Raw genomic sequence first — 15,703 nt, 5'->3', positions numbered from 1 at the left:
GGCCGCATATACCGGCACTTTTTGGCTATGCTGTACCCAGTGCCTCACGCATGTTATCGGGCGAACAAACCCGTACAATGCCTGCGTGCAAAGGGGGTTGTAACAAAATAAGCAGTGCTCACCGTGTTTATAAAAGACGGGGTGCAGTGTTAAAAGTAGTCCCGGTTGCGCCTGTTCACTTTTTTACCTGCCTGGATTGGGCAGTTTTTTATAGTCATTCAACAGATGGACGCGCCTCGGGCGCAGGAAAAGAAGCGTTTTGAAGAAATCCACCGCAGCACCCAAAACAGTCGTTCCGCTCTGGCGCCAGCATTTGCACTACCGGCTCAAGGAAGGTGCATTGATCGCCATTGGCGCCTTGTGCCTGTTCCTGATGATGGCCTTGCTGACTTACGGCAAGGACGATCCGGGCTGGAGTCACAACAGCAAGATTGATGACGTGCAGAATTTCGGCGGCCCCGCCGGTTCCTACAGCGCCGACATCCTGTTCATGGTGCTGGGTTATTTCGCCTACATCTTCCCGTTGCTGCTCGCGGTCAAGGTCTATCAGATCTTCCGTCAGCGCCACGAGCCGTGGCAGTGGAGCGGCTGGCTGTTCTCCTGGCGCCTGATCGGCCTGGTGTTTCTGGTGCTGTCTGGCGCCGCCCTGGCGCACATCCATTTCCATGCCGCCACAGGCCTGCCGGCGGGTGCTGGCGGCGCGCTGGGCGAAAGCCTTGGTGACCTGGCCAAGAATGCATTGAACATCCAGGGCAGCACGCTGCTGTTCATCGCGCTGTTCCTGTTCGGCCTGACGGTGTTCACCGACCTGTCGTGGTTCAAGGTGATGGACGTCACCGGCAAGATCACCCTTGACCTGTTCGAACTGTTCCAGGGCGCGGCCAATCGCTGGTGGGCAGCCCGCACCGAGCGCAAGCAACTGGTGGCGCAACTGCGTGAAGTCGACGATCGCGTGCATGACGTGGTTGCACCGACCGTCACCGACAAGCGCGAGCAGGCCAAGGTAAAGGAACGCCTGATCGAACGCGAACAGGCCCTGAGCAAGCACATGTCGGAACGCGAGAAGCAGGTACCGCCGGTCATTGCGCCAGCGCCGCCGAAACCCGCTGCACCGAGCAAGCGTGTGGAGAAAGAGAAACAGGCGCCGCTGTTCGTCGACAGCGCCGTGGAAGGCACCTTGCCGCCGATCTCGATCCTCGACCCTGCGGAAAAGAAACAACTCAATTACTCGCCCGAATCCCTGGCTGCGGTTGGCCATTTGCTGGAAATCAAGCTCAAGGAATTCGGCGTCGAAGTCTCGGTGGATTCGATCCACCCGGGCCCGGTGATTACCCGTTACGAAATTCAACCGGCGGCAGGCGTGAAAGTCAGCCGCATCGCCAACCTGGCGAAAGACCTGGCGCGTTCCCTGGCCGTGACCAGTGTGCGTGTGGTTGAAGTGATTCCCGGCAAGACTACCGTCGGTATCGAGATCCCCAACGAAGACCGCCAGATCGTGCGTTTCTCCGAAGTGCTGTCGACTCCCGAGTACGACAACTTCAAATCGCCGGTCACCCTGGCCCTCGGTCATGACATTGGCGGCAAGCCGGTCATCACTGACCTGGCGAAAATGCCGCACTTGCTGGTGGCCGGTACGACCGGGTCCGGTAAGTCGGTGGGCGTGAACGCGATGATCCTGTCGATCCTGTTCAAGTCCGGCCCGGAAGACGCCAAGCTGATCATGATCGACCCGAAAATGCTCGAGCTGTCGATCTACGAGGGCATTCCGCACTTGCTGTGCCCGGTCGTGACCGACATGAAGGACGCGGCCAACGCCCTGCGCTGGAGCGTGGCGGAGATGGAGCGTCGCTACAAACTGATGGCGAAGATGGGCGTACGTAACCTGTCCGGCTTCAACGCCAAGGTCAAGGAAGCCCAGGACGCCGGCACGCCGCTGACCGATCCACTGTACAAGCGCGAAAGCATTCACGACGAAGCGCCGCTGCTGACCAAGCTGCCGACCATCGTCGTGGTCGTCGACGAATTTGCCGACATGATGATGATCGTCGGCAAGAAGGTTGAAGAACTGATTGCCCGTATCGCGCAGAAGGCCCGTGCTGCCGGTATTCACTTGATCCTGGCGACCCAGCGTCCGTCGGTGGACGTGATCACCGGTCTGATCAAGGCGAACATTCCGACGCGTATGGCGTTCCAGGTGTCGAGCAAGATCGACTCCCGGACCATCATCGATCAGGGCGGCGCCGAGCAATTGCTGGGTCACGGTGACATGCTCTACATGCCGCCGGGTACCAGTTTGCCGATTCGTGTGCATGGCGCGTTCGTGTCCGATGACGAGGTTCACCGCGTGGTCGAAGCCTGGAAACTGCGCGGCGCACCGGAATACAACGACGAAATCCTCGCCGGTGTCGAAGAAGCCGGCAGCGGTTTTGAGAATGGCGGCGGTGGTGGCGACGATGATGCTGAAACCGATGCGCTCTACGACGAAGCGGTACAGTTCGTCCTGGAAAGCCGTCGCGCGTCCATCTCGGCTGTTCAGCGCAAACTGAAAATCGGCTACAACCGCGCCGCACGCATGATCGAAGCCATGGAAATGGCCGGGGTCGTGACGTCCATGAACACCAACGGTTCGCGTGAAGTCCTGGCGCCTGGCCCGGTACGCGACTGATTTGCTTTGAAGCAGGGTGGCGCAGTGACGCGCCACTCGCCCCCCCCACGAATATCAAGAGGACTCCCATGCGTCTTATCCGCATGTTGTTGCTGCCGGTACTGGCTTTGACCACGCTCTCGGCCCACGCCGATGACAAGGACGTGGCGCGCCTGACCCAATTGCTGGAAAAATCCCAGACATTGACCGCACGTTTCTCCCAGCTGACGCTTGATGGCAGCGGCACCCAGTTGCAGGAAACCGCTGGTGATATGTCGTTGCAGCGCCCGGGCCTGTTCTACTGGCACACCAATGCGCCGGCTGAACAAACCATGGTGTCCGACGGCAAGAAGGTCACCCTGTGGGACCCGGATCTGGAGCAGGTCACTATCAAGACCCTCGACATGCGTCTGACCCAGACCCCGGCGCTGCTGCTGTCTGGTGATGTGTCCAAGATCAGCCAGAGCTTTGACATCAGCGCCAAGGAAGCCGGCGGCGTGATCGACTTCACCCTGAAGCCGAAAACCAAGGACACCCTGTTCGACAGCCTGCGTCTGTCGTTCCGTAACGGTCTGGTCAACGACATGCAACTGATCGACAGCGTCGGTCAGCGCACCAATATCCTGTTCACCGGTGTGAAGGCCAACGAGCCGATCCCGGCGTCCAAGTTCAAGTTCGACATCCCTAAAGGGGCGGACGTGATCCAGGAATAAACCGCAATACCTGTAGGAGTGAGCCTGCAGTGTTCAAGTAGTGAGGTTTCGCAAGTCGTGATGGACCTGTTTCGCAGCGCCCCGATTGCTCAGCCCTTGGCCGCCCGCCTGCGTGCGGCCAATCTGGACGAGTACGTCGGTCAGGAACACCTGCTCGCTCGCGGCAAGCCTTTGCGTGAAGCGCTGGAGCAGGGCGCCCTGCATTCGATGATTTTCTGGGGCCCGCCGGGCGTGGGCAAAACCACCCTGGCGCGGTTGCTGGCGGAAGTCTCGGATGCGCACTTCGAAACGGTTTCGGCGGTGCTGGCCGGCGTGAAGGAAATCCGTCAGGCGGTGGAAATCGCCAAGCAACAGGCCGGGCAGTATGGCAAACGTACGATCCTGTTTGTCGACGAAGTTCACCGCTTCAACAAATCCCAGCAGGATGCGTTCCTGCCGTACGTTGAAGACGGCACGCTGATTTTCATCGGCGCGACCACCGAAAACCCTTCGTTCGAACTCAACAACGCCTTGCTCTCGCGGGCCCGCGTCTATGTGCTCAAGAGCCTCGACGAAGCGGCCCTGCGCAAATTGGTGCATCGCGCGCTGACCGAGGAGCGAGGTTTGGGCAAGCGCCAGCTGACACTCAGCGATGAAGGCTTCCAGATGCTGTTGTCCGCCGCCGATGGCGATGGCCGGCGGCTGCTCAATCTGCTCGAAAACGCCTCGGACCTGGCCGAAGACAACAGCGAGATCGGCGTCGATCTCCTGCAAAGTCTGCTCGGCGATACCCGTCGGCGTTTCGACAAGGGCGGCGAAGCGTTCTACGACCAGATTTCCGCGCTGCATAAATCGGTGCGCGGTTCCAACCCGGACGGCGCGTTGTACTGGTTCGCGCGGATGATCGACGGCGGTTGCGATCCGCTGTACCTGGCCCGGCGCGTGGTGCGCATGGCCAGCGAAGACATCGGCAATGCCGACCCGCGCGCCCTGAGCCTGTGCCTGGCTGCGTGGGAAGTGCAGGAGCGCCTCGGCAGCCCCGAAGGTGAATTGGCGGTGGCCCAGGCCATCACGTATCTGGCCTGCGCGCCGAAAAGCAACGCGGTATACATGGGCTTCAAGGCCGCGATGCGCAGCGCCACCGAGCACGGTTCGCTGGAAGTGCCGCTGCACCTGCGCAATGCCCCGACCAAATTGATGAAGCAACTCGGTTACGGCGACGAATACCGTTACGCCCACGACGAGCCGGATGCCTACGCCGCGGGCGAAGACTATTTCCCGGAAGAACTCGAACCGCAGCCGTTCTACCAGCCTGTGCCGCGAGGCCTGGAATTGAAGATCGGCGAAAAGCTCAATCACCTCGCCCAACTTGACCGTCTAAGCCCTCGGCAGCGGAGAAAATAGTGATTCCATTGGTCATCGCGGTGTCCATCGGCGGTGTCGCCGGCACGCTGTTACGTTTTGCTACCGGAAACTGGATCAACGCTAATTGGCCGCGGCACTTCTATACCGCGACGCTGGCCGTTAATATCGTGGGCTGTTTGCTGATCGGCGCTCTATACGGTCTGTTTTTGATTCGTCCGGAGGTGCCGCTTGAGGTGCGTGCCGGGTTGATCGTCGGCTTCCTCGGAGGGCTGACGACTTTTTCATCCTTTTCACTGGATACGGTGCGCCTGCTGGAAAGCGGGCAAGTGCCGCTGGCCCTGGGCTACGCGACGCTCAGCGTATTCGGCGGGCTGCTTGCCACCTGGGCCGGCCTGTCCTTGACCAAACTTTGATAAACGAGAAACCGACATGCTCGATTCCAAACTGTTACGTAGCAACCTTCAGGACGTAGCGGACCGCCTGGCATCCCGTGGCTACACGCTGGATGTTGCGCGCATCGAAGCGCTGGAAGAACAGCGCAAGACCGTCCAGACCCGCACCGAAGCACTGCAGGCTGAGCGTAATGCCCGTTCCAAATCCATCGGTCAGGCCAAGCAGCGCGGCGAAGACATCGCGCCACTGATGGCTGACGTCGAGCGCATGGCCAACGAATTGAGCGCCGGTAAAGTCGAACTGGACGCGATCCAGACCGATCTGGATTCGATCCTGCTGGGCATCCCGAACCTGCCGCACGAATCGGTACCGATTGGTGAAGACGAAGACGGCAACGTCGAAGTCCGTCGCTGGGGCACCCCGACCGCGTTCGATTTTCCGGTTCAGGACCACGTGGCCCTGGGCGAGAAATTCGGCTGGCTGGACTTCGAAACCGCCGCCAAGCTGTCCGGAGCGCGTTTCGCCCTGTTGCGCGGCCCGATTGCCCGCCTGCACCGTGCGCTGGCGCAATTCATGATCAATCTGCACGTCACCGAGCATGGCTACGAAGAGGCTTACACGCCTTATCTGGTCCAGGCGCCGGCGCTGCAAGGCACCGGTCAACTGCCGAAGTTCGAAGAAGACCTGTTCAAGATCGCGCGCGAAGGCGAAGCCGATCTGTACCTGATCCCGACTGCCGAAGTGTCGCTGACCAACATCGTCGCCGGCGAAATCGTTGATTCCAAGCTACTGCCGATCAAGTTCGTGGCCCACACCCCATGCTTTCGCAGCGAAGCGGGTGCGTCGGGTCGTGACACCCGCGGCATGATCCGTCAGCACCAGTTCGACAAAGTTGAAATGGTCCAGATCGTTGAACCGTCGACCTCGATGGAAGCGCTGGAAGGCCTGACCGCCAACGCCGAGAAAGTCCTGCAACTGCTGGAACTGCCTTACCGCACCCTGGCGCTGTGCACCGGCGACATGGGCTTCAGCGCGGTCAAGACGTACGACCTGGAAGTGTGGATCCCGAGCCAGGACAAGTACCGCGAGATTTCGTCGTGCTCCAACTGCGGCGATTTCCAGGCCCGTCGCATGCAAGCGCGTTTCCGCAACCCGGAAACGGGCAAGCCTGAACTGGTTCACACCCTGAACGGTTCCGGCCTGGCGGTCGGTCGTACCCTGGTGGCGGTGCTGGAGAACTATCAGCAGGCCGACGGTTCGATCCGTGTGCCTGACGTGCTGAAGCCGTACATGGGTGGCCTTGAGGTCATCGGCTAAATGAACTATCTGCCGCTGTTTCACAACCTGCGCGGCAGTCGTGTGTTGGTTGTCGGTGGGGGGGAGATTGCCTTGCGCAAATCCCGCCTGCTGGCCGATGCCGGTGCGCTGCTGCGGGTGGTTGCACCTGAAATCGAACCGCAACTGCGCGAACTGGTGGCCGGCAGCGGTGGCGAGTGCCTGTTACGCGGTTATGTCGAGTCGGATCTGGACGGTTGCGGGCTGATCATTGCCGCCACCGACGACGAGCCGCTGAACGCGCAAGTCTCCGCCGATGCCCATCGGCGCTGTGTTCCGGTCAACGTCGTGGACGCGCCGGCCCTGTGCAGCGTGATCTTTCCGGCGATTGTCGATCGTTCCCCCCTGATTATCGCGGTGTCCAGCGGCGGCGATGCGCCGGTGCTGGCGCGGTTGATTCGCGCCAAGATTGAAACCTGGATTCCTTCCACCTACGGCCAACTGGCCGGTTTGGCGGCGCGTTTTCGCCATCAGGTCAAAGACCTGTTTCCGGATGTGCAGCAGCGTCGCGGGTTCTGGGAAGACGTATTTCAAGGCCCGATCGCTGACCGGCAACTGGCCGGGCAGGGCGCCGAAGCCGAGCGTCTGTTGCAGGCGAAAATCGACGGCGAAGCGGATGTCACGACCGGCGAGGTGTATTTGGTCGGGGCGGGGCCGGGTGATCCCGACCTGCTGACGTTCCGTGCCTTGCGCCTGATGCAGCAAGCTGACGTGGTGCTGTACGACCGCCTGGTAGCCCCGGCGATTCTTGAATTGTGCCGTCGTGATGCCGAACGTGTTTACGTCGGCAAGCGCCGCGCCGATCACGCCGTACCGCAGGATCAGATCAACCAGCAACTGGTCGATCTGGCCAAGGCTGGCAAGCGGGTGGTGCGGTTGAAGGGCGGTGATCCGTTCATTTTCGGTCGCGGCGGTGAAGAGATCGAAGAACTGGCGGCCCATGGCATCCCTTTCCAGGTGGTGCCGGGTATCACGGCAGCCAGCGGTTGCGCGGCGTATGCCGGGATTCCGCTGACCCATCGTGATTACGCGCAGTCGGTACGGTTTGTCACCGGGCATTTGAAGGACGGCTCCACCGATCTGCCGTGGGCCGACCTCGTCGCGCCGGCGCAGACGTTGGTGTTCTACATGGGCCTGGTGGGCTTGCCGGTTATCTGCGAGCAGTTGATCAAGCACGGTCGCGGGGCGGACACCCCAGCGGCGTTGATTCAGCAGGGCACCACGGTCAATCAGCGGGTATTTACCGGTACGTTGGCGGATCTGCCACGGCTGGTGGCTGAGCATGAAGTGCATGCGCCGACGTTGGTGATTGTGGGGGAAGTGGTGCAGCTGCGCGAGAAGTTGGCGTGGTTCGAGGGTGCTCAGGCGCAGGTCTAGAGAGCGAGTCGCTGCCATCGCGATCAGGCTCACTCCTACAGGGGATCTGTGTCATTCACAAATCCCCTGTAGGAGTGAGCCTGATCGCGATGGGTCCTTCAAATTCGCCACAAAACCTCAGGCTTTGCGCCAAACCCCTTTCCCGCTCAACCGCGCCCGATCATGTGCCACGGTAAAGTCCTGCGCGGGCCCTTTCGGCACAATCCCGGTCGGGTTGATGGTCTTGTGGCTGCCGTAGTAATGATTCTTGATGTGCTCAAAACTCACCGTTTCGGCAATCCCCGGCCACTGGTAAATCTCACGCAACCAGTTCGACAAATTCGGATAATCGGCAATCCGCCGCAGGTTGCACTTGAAGTGCCCGTGGTACACCGCGTCAAAACGAATCAGCGTGGTGAACAGCCGAATATCCGCTTCGGTCAGGTATTCGCCGGTCAGGTAACGATTGGCGCTTAACAACTGCTCCAGTCGATCCAGTTCTTCAAACAAGCCATCAAACGCTTCTTCATAAGCATGCTGCGAGGTCGCAAACCCGGCGCGGTACACGCCGTTGTTCACTGCCGGATAGATCCGCTCGTTCAACGCATCGATTTCGCCGCGAAGTGGCTCAGGGTAGAAATCCAGGTCATTGCCGGTCAGGTCATCGAATGCGCTGTTGAACATGCGGATGATCTCCGCCGATTCATTGTTGACGATGCGGTTCTGCTGTTTGTCCCACAGCACCGGCACCGTGACGCGGCCGGTGTAGTTGGCGGTGTCGGCGGTGTAGCGCTGGTGCATGAAGTCGAGGTGATCGAGTTTGTCGCCGGTGGAGCCCAGGCTCTGGTCGAAGGTCCAGCCGTTTTCCAGCATCAGCCAACTGACCACCGACACGTCGATCAGGTTTTCGAGGCCTTTGAGTTTGCGCAGGATCAGCGTGCGGTGCGCCCACGGACAGGCGAGGGACACGTAGAGGTGATAGCGGCCGGCTTCGGCGGCAAAGCCACCGACACCAGTCAGGCCCGGCTTACCGTTGGTGGTGACCCAGTTGCGGCGTTGCGCCTGTTCGCGCTTGAACGTGCCGTCCTTGCCGCTTTCGTACCACTGGTCCTGCCAGCGGCCTTCGACTAATAAACCCATGATCAAGACTCCTCAAACCGATAAAGCGTTGGAGAGGAGTCTATGCCCATCAGTTCGAACAAATAGCGCAAAGGTTGGGCAGTTATGATCGGTTAAATCGATCTGTCGCGCGCATCCCAATACTGCTGGGCGGTTTCGAACGCCTGATCACGGGATTGACCGAGCCCGCGCAACGCCAAGGCCATGGTCGAAATCAGGGCCATTTGCGGGTAGCTGTCGACCACATCGCCGCGCCACACGGCCTTCATATGTTCAGGGTCGAGGGCGGCGGGTTTGACGTGACGCTGGGCCGACAGTTGCGGCCACTCTTCGTCCCAGCTTTCACCGCCGGTGGTGCCGTACAAGTGACTGTCGGCGTCCGGGTTGATCTCGATCTCGCCGCCGTCACCCTTCACCACAATCGCTGTGTCGCCCAGCAAGCCGCTGGCATCGCGGTGCACCGCCTGATAGCCGGGGTGGAAAATACTTTGCAGGCCGCAACGGGCGCCCAACGGATTGAGGATGCGTGTCAGGGAATGGATCGGCGAGCGCAGGCCCAAGGTGTTGCGCAGGTCGATCATGCGCTGCAGTTGCGGCGCCCAATCCACCAGCGGCATGAACGCCAGGCCGCCGTTTTCGAGCGCCGCACCCACCTGTTGCCAGTTGCGGCACAGTGGAATGCCCAGTCCTTCCAGCAGTTGTTCGCTGTACAGCCGTCCGGCGGTGTGCGCGCCGGCGCCGTGCATGAAAATGCGTACGCCGTTCTGCGCCAGGCATTTGGCCGCGAGCAGGTACCACGGCAGATGGCGTTTCTTGCCGGCATAGGTGGGCCAGTCGAGATCGACCTTCAAGTCAGGTGCCTGCAAACGTTCGCGCAGGGCCTCGGTGAAACCGGCCATTTCCTCGGCGCTTTCTTCCTTGTGTCGCAGCAACATCAGAAACGCCCCGAGCTGGGTGTCTTCGACCTTGTCGTCGAGCACCATGCCCATGGCTTCGCGGGCTTCTTCACGCGTCAGGTCGCGGGCGCCGCGTTTGCCTTTGCCGAGGATTCGCACGAACTGGGCGAATGGGTGCTCGGCGGGTGTTTCGAGGGTCAGCGCTGGGAAGTCGGTCATAAGCAATTCGTCGGTTTGGGCAGGCCCGCCAGTTTCGCGGCGAGTTTGGCAGGGGTGCCTTTGAACAGTCGGTTCAGGTGCAGGCTGTTGCCTTTTTCCGGGCCGAGCTTCAACGCGGTGTATTTGATCAGCGGGCGGGTGGCCGGCGACAGCTGGAACTCTTCATAGAAACGGCGCAGCAGTTCGAGGATTTCCCAATGCTCGGGGCTCAACTCAATGTCTTCGGCCGCAGCGAGGGCGCTGGCGACGTCAGCGGACCAGTCGCTCAGTTCGACCAGGAAACCGTCCTTGTCCAGCGCGATGGCGCGAGCGCCGACTGTCAGGGAGTTCATAGCCAACTGTTGACCTTGTCGTAGTGAATCGACAGATCGACGAAGGCCGGGTAATCGATGGCCTTGGCCCAGTCTGGCGTCTCAATGGACCGGGCTTGAACGTCCTCGGCCAGTACGAACAGTGTCAGGCCGCGAGTCTTCAGCGTGCTGAACGGGGCGGTGCCGGGTTGCAGGGCGTACACCGCGTCGCCGCTCAGCAGCAGCGCATCGTTGGTGCCGATCACGCGCAAGCAACTGCTCAGGCGATCGTCGCCGAACGGGGAATGAGACAACACATGCAAAGTCGACATCAGAGGGTGATCACCTGGTCGTAACGGTCAATAAGGGCGGTGATATCGTGGGCGGTCAGCACCTTGGCTTCTTCCAGCGAGAAACCGGATGGGTCCAGCCCACGTTCTGCGGCACTGGCAGCGCAGACGAACAATTGCTCGACACCAAACATCGGCAAGGCTTGGAGGTTGGCGCTCAGGTCTTTTTGTTGAAGCGCCTTGGCGTCCTGATTCGCGGCGAGCTGAAACACACCGTCATCGAGAAACAGCAGGCCGATCGGCAGATCGAAAGCACCACCCGCCAATACGATGTCCAGCGCTTCGCGCGCGTCAGGTCCGGACCATGGCGCCTGACGGCTGATAATCAGCAAGGATTTAGGCATCTCACGCGCCTCCGAAACAGATCAAGCGATCAGCGTCCTGCACCGCGTCGTGCAACTGACCGAGGCCGGACAATTCCCACGGCGCGCCCACGGCAACCGCGTCGCGCTGATAACGCCCGGCTTCTTCCTCATTCAACACGCCACGGCGCAGGGCGGCGGCGATACACACCACGCCGTCCAGTTGATGCTCGCTGACAAACCCGCGCCATTGCTTGGGCAGGTCCAGCTCGTCTTGCGGGGTGACCACGCTGCCGGACGCGTTGTAGACGCCGTCCTGATAGAAAAACAGCCGGACAATCTCATGCCCACCGGCCAGCGCAGCCTGGGCAAACAACAGGGCACGGCGCGAGGAGGGCGCATGGGCGGCGGAAAACAGCGCGATGGCGAACTTCATGACGGACTCGATCAGCGAAACTGCGGCCATGATAAAGCTTTATCGGCGGGGCGGCTAAATCGATGTTGTCTTTGCGGGCCTGCTCGCGATAGCGGTCTAACAGGCAACACCTGAATCAGCGCGGCATATACCCCAACTGCCACCGCCGCGGAACTTTCAACGACACCACCCCCAGCACCCCCGCCAGCAATCCGCTGGCGAACAAGGCCTGAAGCCCCAGATGATGTTCCAGCACCGCCCCAAGGATCGCCCCGACGAACATCCCGGTCCAGGGGATCAATTGCACGCGCCAGCCATTGCGCCGTTCGCCGAGCATCCAGCGCCCCAATCCGCGTCCGAAGCGCGAGAGGGCGCCGGTGACATAGGTCAGGCCGACCGGCAGCCCGTTCACTTCCTCAACGGCGGCATTGAGCATGCCCATGGCGATGATCGCCGCCAGCAGCGCGGGCAATTGTTCGTCGTAAGGCCAGGTAGCGGCCGCGCAGAGCAGCGCGGCGACGGTCAGCATCAAGGGCAGCGCCCGTCGCCTGCCGAGGCGGCTGACGACAATGCCCAGGGCGTTGCCGACGATGAACGTGGCCACGAGCAGTAGCAAACGTCCGGTCAGCCCCAGATCGCCGGCGCTGATGGCCACGGCGAGCCGCGTGGTGTTGCCGCTCATGAACGAGACAAAATCGCCGCTGGCCATGAAGCCGATGGCGTCGGTCATGCCGGCGAGGACCGAGAGCATGGCCACCAGCGTCATGCCGATGCGCCCGCGCCACTTTTGCGTGTGCAGGTGGCCGGGGCTGGCGTGGGTTGAGGAGGCGGAAGGCAGCATCGGTGCGGGCATCCTTGTGCAGGGGTTACGGTTCTATCCCGTATAACTCGCAATAGTCCAGCCAATTCATGCCGGCCATCTCGGCGACTTCCTTGTGCACTTCCCGGCGATGGGCTTCGTAGTCCTGTGGTGTGGCGGCCGTCAGAAGCAACGTCAGCTCCCAGGCGAACAGTCCCTGGCATTCCGCTTCGGCTTCGAACGCTTCGTGCAATCGCCCGTCGCGGTACTGCGCCGCAGTCTCACCCTTGGCCTGGGCCAATAGCGGGTTGAGGTTGTCGAGTTCGTCGCGCAGTTCAGGGCGCTCATCGAGAAACTTCTTCAGCGCCTGCTCGTGTTGCTGTTCGGTTGCCGCCATGGTCGCTCCTTGATAACGGGTTACGAAGATTGTTTCTTGCTGGCCTTGGCCGCGGCGGCCAGGCATTCGAGGGCGAACTGCTCGGTGTAGGTCATCTTGATCGGCGTGGTCTCGCCTTTGACGGTGCGTTCGCCATCGAGGATGTAACGGATGCGCTTGTCGGTGACGCCAATGCGCTTGGCAATCCAGGACGGTGTCTGGCCAATCTGGCTGATCAGCTTGTCGGCGTATTCAGGGGTTGGTTTGTAGAATTCGGCGTTGGGTGTCATGGGGTTTCCAGAAAAAGGCGGTGTTTATGGCGCGACAGGGTGCGCGAATCGTTACGCGGTGTCGCGGTATAAATGCAGTAAAGCAGAACGAAACGCCGCGCCACGGTGATACAGTCCGCTTTTTCTTGATGAGCGAACGTAATGCGAATTCTGATGGTGGCGCTGGCCGTAACGTTGCTGGCGGGATGCGCGGGCTCGGTGATGGACGATGCTCGCACCAAGGCCCCGTACAAAATCCTGAACTCGAACAAGCCGCAAATGGTCGTGGCCCAGTGCGTGCAGTTTTCCTGGCAGGACGAGGCGGTGTTTGGCGTGGACGCCGGCGCGTATTTGCAGCCGGGTAAAAAGGGCGGTTCGACGGTTTACACGCGGTCGGCGGAATCCTTTATCGACGTGACCACCGATGCGTCCGGCACCGTGATCAGTTACTACGCGCAGCATGATGATTTTGTGGCCAAGCGCCGTTTGGCGGCGTTGGCGACTTGCCTCTGAACCTGAGCTGACGCAGTACCCCCTGTAGCGGTGAGCCTGCTCGCGATAGCGGCATTACATTCAACAACAGTGTTGACTGACCCGACGCCATCGCGAGCAGGCTCACTCCCAAGAGGTTTGTGTTTTGCTCAGTTGATCAGGCGTTTCTGGAAGAAGTGGCGTTTGTGGCCCGGCGGGTAGTCGGCAATCTGGCCCAATTCGCTGTAACCGAGCCGTTTGTAAAACTCCGGCGCCTGAAAGTCGAAGGTGTCCAGCCAGATCCCCACGCATTTCTTTTCCCGCGCCAGGTCTTCGGCCATCTGCATCAGTTTCGAGCCCAAACCCTGTCCCCGAGCCTGTTCAGGCACCGACAGCAACTCGATAAACAACCACTGGTAAAAGAACCGGCCATACAACCCGCCGAGAATCTCGCCGTTGTCATCGCGCACCAGCAACGCCAGCGGTTGCGGATTGCCGGGGCCAGCCTGCGCGGTGTTGTAGGCGCGCAGCGGTATGAGGATCGCCTCACGTTCTGCCTCCGTGGGGTTTTGCGACTGTTCGATTCGCAGGGTCATGAGCGACATCCTTTTGGCAATGATCCGCCAGCCTAGCGTGCTCGCGGTCATTGTGGAACCGTCGCCGTCGCGCGGAGGTCTAGCCTAAACAGCGTCACTTCAGAACGCGGTCAATGAGGACACCCCGTGAATATTTTCGAAGCCTTGCGTGAAAGCCACGAACGCCAACGCAGCTATGCCGATGCGCTGATCAAAACCAGTGGCGACACCCCGGAGCGGGTCGAGGCTTACAAACAACTCAAGTCCGAACTCCAGGCCCACGAAACCGCCGAGGAGCGGCATTTCTATATTCCGCTGATGGCGTTCGACAACGGCGTCGACCTGAGCCGCCACGCCATCGCCGAGCACCACGAAATGGACGAAATGATGGAGGAACTGGACGAGACCGAGATGTCCAGCCCGGCCTGGCTGGCGACCGCAAAGAAGTTGGCCGAGAAGGTTCATCACCACCTGAAAGAGGAAGAGCAGAAGTTCTTCCAGATGGCCGGCAAACTGCTCGATGACAATCAGAAAGAAACCCTCGCCGGTCAGTATGAAAAAGAATACAAGGCGCAACTCTCCTGAGGCGTTCCTCGCCACAGGTTTGCGTTTGCCGCGAGATTTTCTTAAGTGGACAGGATTGCCGGGGATGCCGGGCTTTTGCGTTTTCGCCTACCATGGGCGCTTCTCATGAAAAAGGATGCGGTGCCATGGCGAACACAGCCGAACGGGTCAACATTATCGAATCCCAGGTGTTGTCCCACGACTGGTACCTGCTGAAGAAAATCACTTTCGACTATCAGCGCAACAACGGCGACTGGCAACGTCAGACCCGCGAGGTCTACGACCGGGGCAACGGCGCGGCGATTCTGTTGTTCAACCGCGAGCAGCGCACGGTCGTGCTGACGCGCCAGTTCCGCTTGCCGGTGTTTGTCAACGGCCATGACGGCTTGCTGATTGAAGTGGCTGCTGGATTACTCGAAGGGGCGGCGCCGGAAGAACGCATTCGCGCCGAAGCCGAGGAAGAAACCGGTTATCGCGTGCACCACGTACAAAAAATCTTCGAGTCGTACATGAGCCCCGGCTCGGTCACTGAAAAGCTGCATTTCTTTATTGCCGAGTACGACGCCACGTCGAAAGTCAGCGAGGGCGGCGGGCTGGAGGAAGAGACCGAAGAACTGGAAGTGCTGGAGTGGGCCTTCGACGAGGCGCTTGAAGCGTTTTATCGCGGGGAAATCTGCGACGCCAAGACCATCATGCTGCTGCAATATGCGGCGATGAAGAACATTTTCTCGGCTGAATAAGCCCCCATCAAAACAGGTCATCCATTCGGCTGGCGCCTGACCACTCGCACCCTTCAAGCGTCAGCAAGCGCTCTTTCGCCTCCAGCCCACCGGCAAACCCGGTGAGCTTGCCCGAGGCGCCGATCACCCGATGGCAGGGTGCAACGATCGAGATCGGGTTCTTGCCATTCGCCGCACCCACCGCCCGAACCGCGCTCGGGTTGCCGATTTGCTCGGCAATCTGGCTGTAGCTGCGTGTCTCGCCGAACGGGATGGTCAGCAGGGCCTGCCAGACCTTCTTCTGAAAATCGGTGCCGACAAAATCCAGCTCCAGATCGAACGAGTTTCGGGTGCCGGCAAAGTATTCCCGCAACTGCTGAGCGGCGCGCACCAGGATCGGGTTGTCCGGCGCTTCGTGCATCGGGCCCAGTCGCACCCGGTTCGGCTTGTCGTTTTCCCAGAGGATGGCCGCCAGTCTCGACTCTTTCGCCACCAGCTTCAGTTCGCCGACCGGAGACGCCAGGGTGGTGAAGGTGTAGGTCATGCTGGCGGAC

At 60.6% G+C, this 15,703-nt stretch carries 20 protein-coding genes; 9 read left to right on the top strand and 11 right to left on the bottom strand.

From position 1 onward, the window contains the following. The first annotated feature begins 259 nt into the window (after nt 1-259). The 6 genes from J2X66_RS24320 to cysG all read left to right on the top strand — a co-directional run bounded on the left by J2X66_RS24320 (nt 260) and on the right by cysG (nt 7,806). Nucleotides 260-2,665: a DNA translocase FtsK gene (locus J2X66_RS24320; protein ID WP_027925131.1), complete on the top strand. Its 2,406-nt coding sequence runs from the start codon at nt 260-262 to the stop codon at nt 2,663-2,665. A gap of 68 nt (nt 2,666-2,733) precedes the next feature. Beyond that, a complete protein-coding gene (gene lolA, locus J2X66_RS24315; protein ID WP_027925132.1) occupies nt 2,734-3,357 on the top strand; it encodes an outer membrane lipoprotein chaperone LolA in 624 nt (207 codons plus the stop codon). A gap of 60 nt (nt 3,358-3,417) precedes the next feature. Next, nucleotides 3,418-4,740, top strand: coding sequence for a replication-associated recombination protein A (locus J2X66_RS24310; RefSeq protein WP_027925133.1), 1,323 nt, complete (start codon nt 3,418-3,420; stop codon nt 4,738-4,740). Continuing rightward, nucleotides 4,740-5,114 (top strand): fluoride efflux transporter CrcB, encoded by a 375-nt coding sequence (gene crcB, locus J2X66_RS24305; RefSeq protein WP_027925134.1) that lies wholly within the window; start codon nt 4,740-4,742, stop codon nt 5,112-5,114. Before J2X66_RS24310 ends, crcB begins: the two co-directional genes overlap by 1 nt. A gap of 16 nt (nt 5,115-5,130) precedes the next feature. Beyond that, nucleotides 5,131-6,411 (top strand): serine--tRNA ligase, encoded by a 1,281-nt coding sequence (serS, locus tag J2X66_RS24300; RefSeq protein ID WP_310269608.1) that lies wholly within the window; start codon nt 5,131-5,133, stop codon nt 6,409-6,411. After that, nucleotides 6,412-7,806, top strand: coding sequence for a siroheme synthase CysG (cysG, locus tag J2X66_RS24295; protein ID WP_310269605.1), 1,395 nt, complete (start codon nt 6,412-6,414; stop codon nt 7,804-7,806). Between the two features lie 117 nt (nt 7,807-7,923). Here cysG and J2X66_RS24290 read toward each other — a convergent pair whose 3' ends face one another. From J2X66_RS24290 to J2X66_RS24250, 9 genes are all read right to left on the bottom strand, one after another. Continuing rightward, on the bottom strand, nt 7,924-8,925 hold the full coding sequence (locus J2X66_RS24290; protein WP_310269602.1) for a glutathione S-transferase family protein: 1,002 nt from the start codon (nt 8,923-8,925) through the stop codon (nt 7,924-7,926). A gap of 92 nt (nt 8,926-9,017) precedes the next feature. Next, nucleotides 9,018-10,019, bottom strand: a complete 1,002-nt coding sequence (locus J2X66_RS24285) for a glycosyl transferase family protein (RefSeq protein WP_310269599.1) — start codon at nt 10,017-10,019, stop codon at nt 9,018-9,020. Continuing rightward, a complete protein-coding gene (locus tag J2X66_RS24280; RefSeq protein WP_310269596.1) occupies nt 10,016-10,351 on the bottom strand; it encodes a TusE/DsrC/DsvC family sulfur relay protein in 336 nt (111 codons plus the stop codon). The genes J2X66_RS24285 and J2X66_RS24280 overlap by 4 nt, the downstream gene beginning before the upstream one ends. Further along, nucleotides 10,348-10,641, bottom strand: a complete 294-nt coding sequence (tusB, locus tag J2X66_RS24275) for a sulfurtransferase complex subunit TusB (protein ID WP_310269593.1) — start codon at nt 10,639-10,641, stop codon at nt 10,348-10,350. The genes J2X66_RS24280 and tusB overlap by 4 nt, the downstream gene beginning before the upstream one ends. Beyond that, nucleotides 10,641-11,003, bottom strand: a complete 363-nt coding sequence (gene tusC, locus J2X66_RS24270; RefSeq protein WP_310269590.1) for a sulfurtransferase complex subunit TusC — start codon at nt 11,001-11,003, stop codon at nt 10,641-10,643. The genes tusB and tusC overlap by 1 nt, the downstream gene beginning before the upstream one ends. Before the next feature lies 1 nt (nt 11,004). Next, entirely contained in the window at nt 11,005-11,397 is a 393-nt protein-coding gene (gene tusD, locus J2X66_RS24265) for a sulfurtransferase complex subunit TusD (RefSeq protein ID WP_310270270.1), read from the bottom strand. Between the two features lie 115 nt (nt 11,398-11,512). After that, nucleotides 11,513-12,217, bottom strand: coding sequence for a YoaK family protein (locus tag J2X66_RS24260; protein ID WP_310269587.1), 705 nt, complete (start codon nt 12,215-12,217; stop codon nt 11,513-11,515). A 25-nt stretch (nt 12,218-12,242) separates the two neighbouring features. After that, a complete protein-coding gene (locus J2X66_RS24255; RefSeq protein WP_310269584.1) occupies nt 12,243-12,572 on the bottom strand; it encodes a DUF6388 family protein in 330 nt (109 codons plus the stop codon). A gap of 20 nt (nt 12,573-12,592) precedes the next feature. Beyond that, on the bottom strand, nt 12,593-12,841 hold the full coding sequence (locus tag J2X66_RS24250) for a hypothetical protein (RefSeq protein ID WP_027925145.1): 249 nt from the start codon (nt 12,839-12,841) through the stop codon (nt 12,593-12,595). Nucleotides 12,842-12,982: 141 nt separating this feature from the next. Here J2X66_RS24250 and J2X66_RS24245 point away from each other — a divergent pair, with 141 nt between their 5' ends. After that, nucleotides 12,983-13,333: a hypothetical protein gene (locus J2X66_RS24245; protein ID WP_310269577.1), complete on the top strand. Its 351-nt coding sequence runs from the start codon at nt 12,983-12,985 to the stop codon at nt 13,331-13,333. 128 nt (nt 13,334-13,461) lie between these two features. Here the strand turns inward: J2X66_RS24245 and J2X66_RS24240 are convergent, their stop codons facing one another. Then, nucleotides 13,462-13,887, bottom strand: a complete 426-nt coding sequence (locus J2X66_RS24240) for a GNAT family N-acetyltransferase (RefSeq protein WP_310269573.1) — start codon at nt 13,885-13,887, stop codon at nt 13,462-13,464. A gap of 126 nt (nt 13,888-14,013) precedes the next feature. On the opposite strand from J2X66_RS24240, the gene J2X66_RS24235 reads away from it, so the two are divergent. After that, nucleotides 14,014-14,451 carry a hemerythrin domain-containing protein gene (locus J2X66_RS24235; protein WP_310269570.1) on the top strand — a complete coding sequence of 146 codons (438 nt, stop codon included), beginning with the start codon at nt 14,014-14,016 and terminating at the stop codon, nt 14,449-14,451. Between the two features lie 125 nt (nt 14,452-14,576). Continuing rightward, complete coding sequence (locus J2X66_RS24230) at nt 14,577-15,170, top strand: NUDIX domain-containing protein (RefSeq protein WP_310269567.1); 594 nt, start codon at nt 14,577-14,579, stop codon at nt 15,168-15,170. A 7-nt stretch (nt 15,171-15,177) separates the two neighbouring features. On the opposite strand, the gene J2X66_RS24225 is transcribed toward J2X66_RS24230, so the two are convergent. After that, entirely contained in the window at nt 15,178-15,693 is a 516-nt protein-coding gene (locus J2X66_RS24225; RefSeq protein ID WP_310269564.1) for a methylated-DNA--[protein]-cysteine S-methyltransferase, read from the bottom strand. Between the last annotated feature and the right edge of the window lie 10 nt (nt 15,694-15,703).

This window comes from Pseudomonas sp. 3296 (genome assembly GCF_031456615.1).
Classification (GTDB): domain Bacteria; phylum Pseudomonadota; class Gammaproteobacteria; order Pseudomonadales; family Pseudomonadaceae; genus Aquipseudomonas; species Aquipseudomonas mucoides.
Note: the sequence above shows the minus strand (reverse complement) of the source record. Positions and strands in the feature narration are given on the sequence as shown.

Excerpts from the sequence above, each read along its gene's own strand:
- lolA (WP_027925132.1), top strand. The coding sequence starts at position 2,734 with ATGCGTCTTATCCGCATGTTGTTGCTGCCGGTACTGGCTTTGACCACG.
- J2X66_RS24310 (WP_027925133.1), top strand. The coding sequence starts at position 3,418 with ATGGACCTGTTTCGCAGCGCCCCGATTGCTCAGCCCTTGGCCGCCCGC.
- serS (WP_310269608.1), top strand. The coding sequence starts at position 5,131 with ATGCTCGATTCCAAACTGTTACGTAGCAACCTTCAGGACGTAGCGGAC.
- cysG (WP_310269605.1), top strand. The coding sequence starts at position 6,412 with ATGAACTATCTGCCGCTGTTTCACAACCTGCGCGGCAGTCGTGTGTTG.
- J2X66_RS24290 (WP_310269602.1), bottom strand. The coding sequence starts at position 8,925 with ATGGGTTTATTAGTCGAAGGCCGCTGGCAGGACCAGTGGTACGAAAGC.
- J2X66_RS24285 (WP_310269599.1), bottom strand. The coding sequence starts at position 10,019 with ATGACCGACTTCCCAGCGCTGACCCTCGAAACACCCGCCGAGCACCCA.
- J2X66_RS24280 (WP_310269596.1), bottom strand. The coding sequence starts at position 10,351 with ATGAACTCCCTGACAGTCGGCGCTCGCGCCATCGCGCTGGACAAGGAC.
- tusB (WP_310269593.1), bottom strand. The coding sequence starts at position 10,641 with ATGTCGACTTTGCATGTGTTGTCTCATTCCCCGTTCGGCGACGATCGC.
- tusC (WP_310269590.1), bottom strand. The coding sequence starts at position 11,003 with ATGCCTAAATCCTTGCTGATTATCAGCCGTCAGGCGCCATGGTCCGGA.
- tusD (WP_310270270.1), bottom strand. The coding sequence starts at position 11,397 with ATGAAGTTCGCCATCGCGCTGTTTTCCGCCGCCCATGCGCCCTCCTCG.
- J2X66_RS24260 (WP_310269587.1), bottom strand. The coding sequence starts at position 12,217 with ATGCTGCCTTCCGCCTCCTCAACCCACGCCAGCCCCGGCCACCTGCAC.
- J2X66_RS24255 (WP_310269584.1), bottom strand. The coding sequence starts at position 12,572 with ATGGCGGCAACCGAACAGCAACACGAGCAGGCGCTGAAGAAGTTTCTC.
- J2X66_RS24250 (WP_027925145.1), bottom strand. The coding sequence starts at position 12,841 with ATGACACCCAACGCCGAATTCTACAAACCAACCCCTGAATACGCCGAC.
- J2X66_RS24245 (WP_310269577.1), top strand. The coding sequence starts at position 12,983 with ATGCGAATTCTGATGGTGGCGCTGGCCGTAACGTTGCTGGCGGGATGC.
- J2X66_RS24240 (WP_310269573.1), bottom strand. The coding sequence starts at position 13,887 with ATGACCCTGCGAATCGAACAGTCGCAAAACCCCACGGAGGCAGAACGT.
- J2X66_RS24230 (WP_310269567.1), top strand. The coding sequence starts at position 14,577 with ATGGCGAACACAGCCGAACGGGTCAACATTATCGAATCCCAGGTGTTG.
- J2X66_RS24225 (WP_310269564.1), bottom strand. The coding sequence starts at position 15,693 with ATGACCTACACCTTCACCACCCTGGCGTCTCCGGTCGGCGAACTGAAG.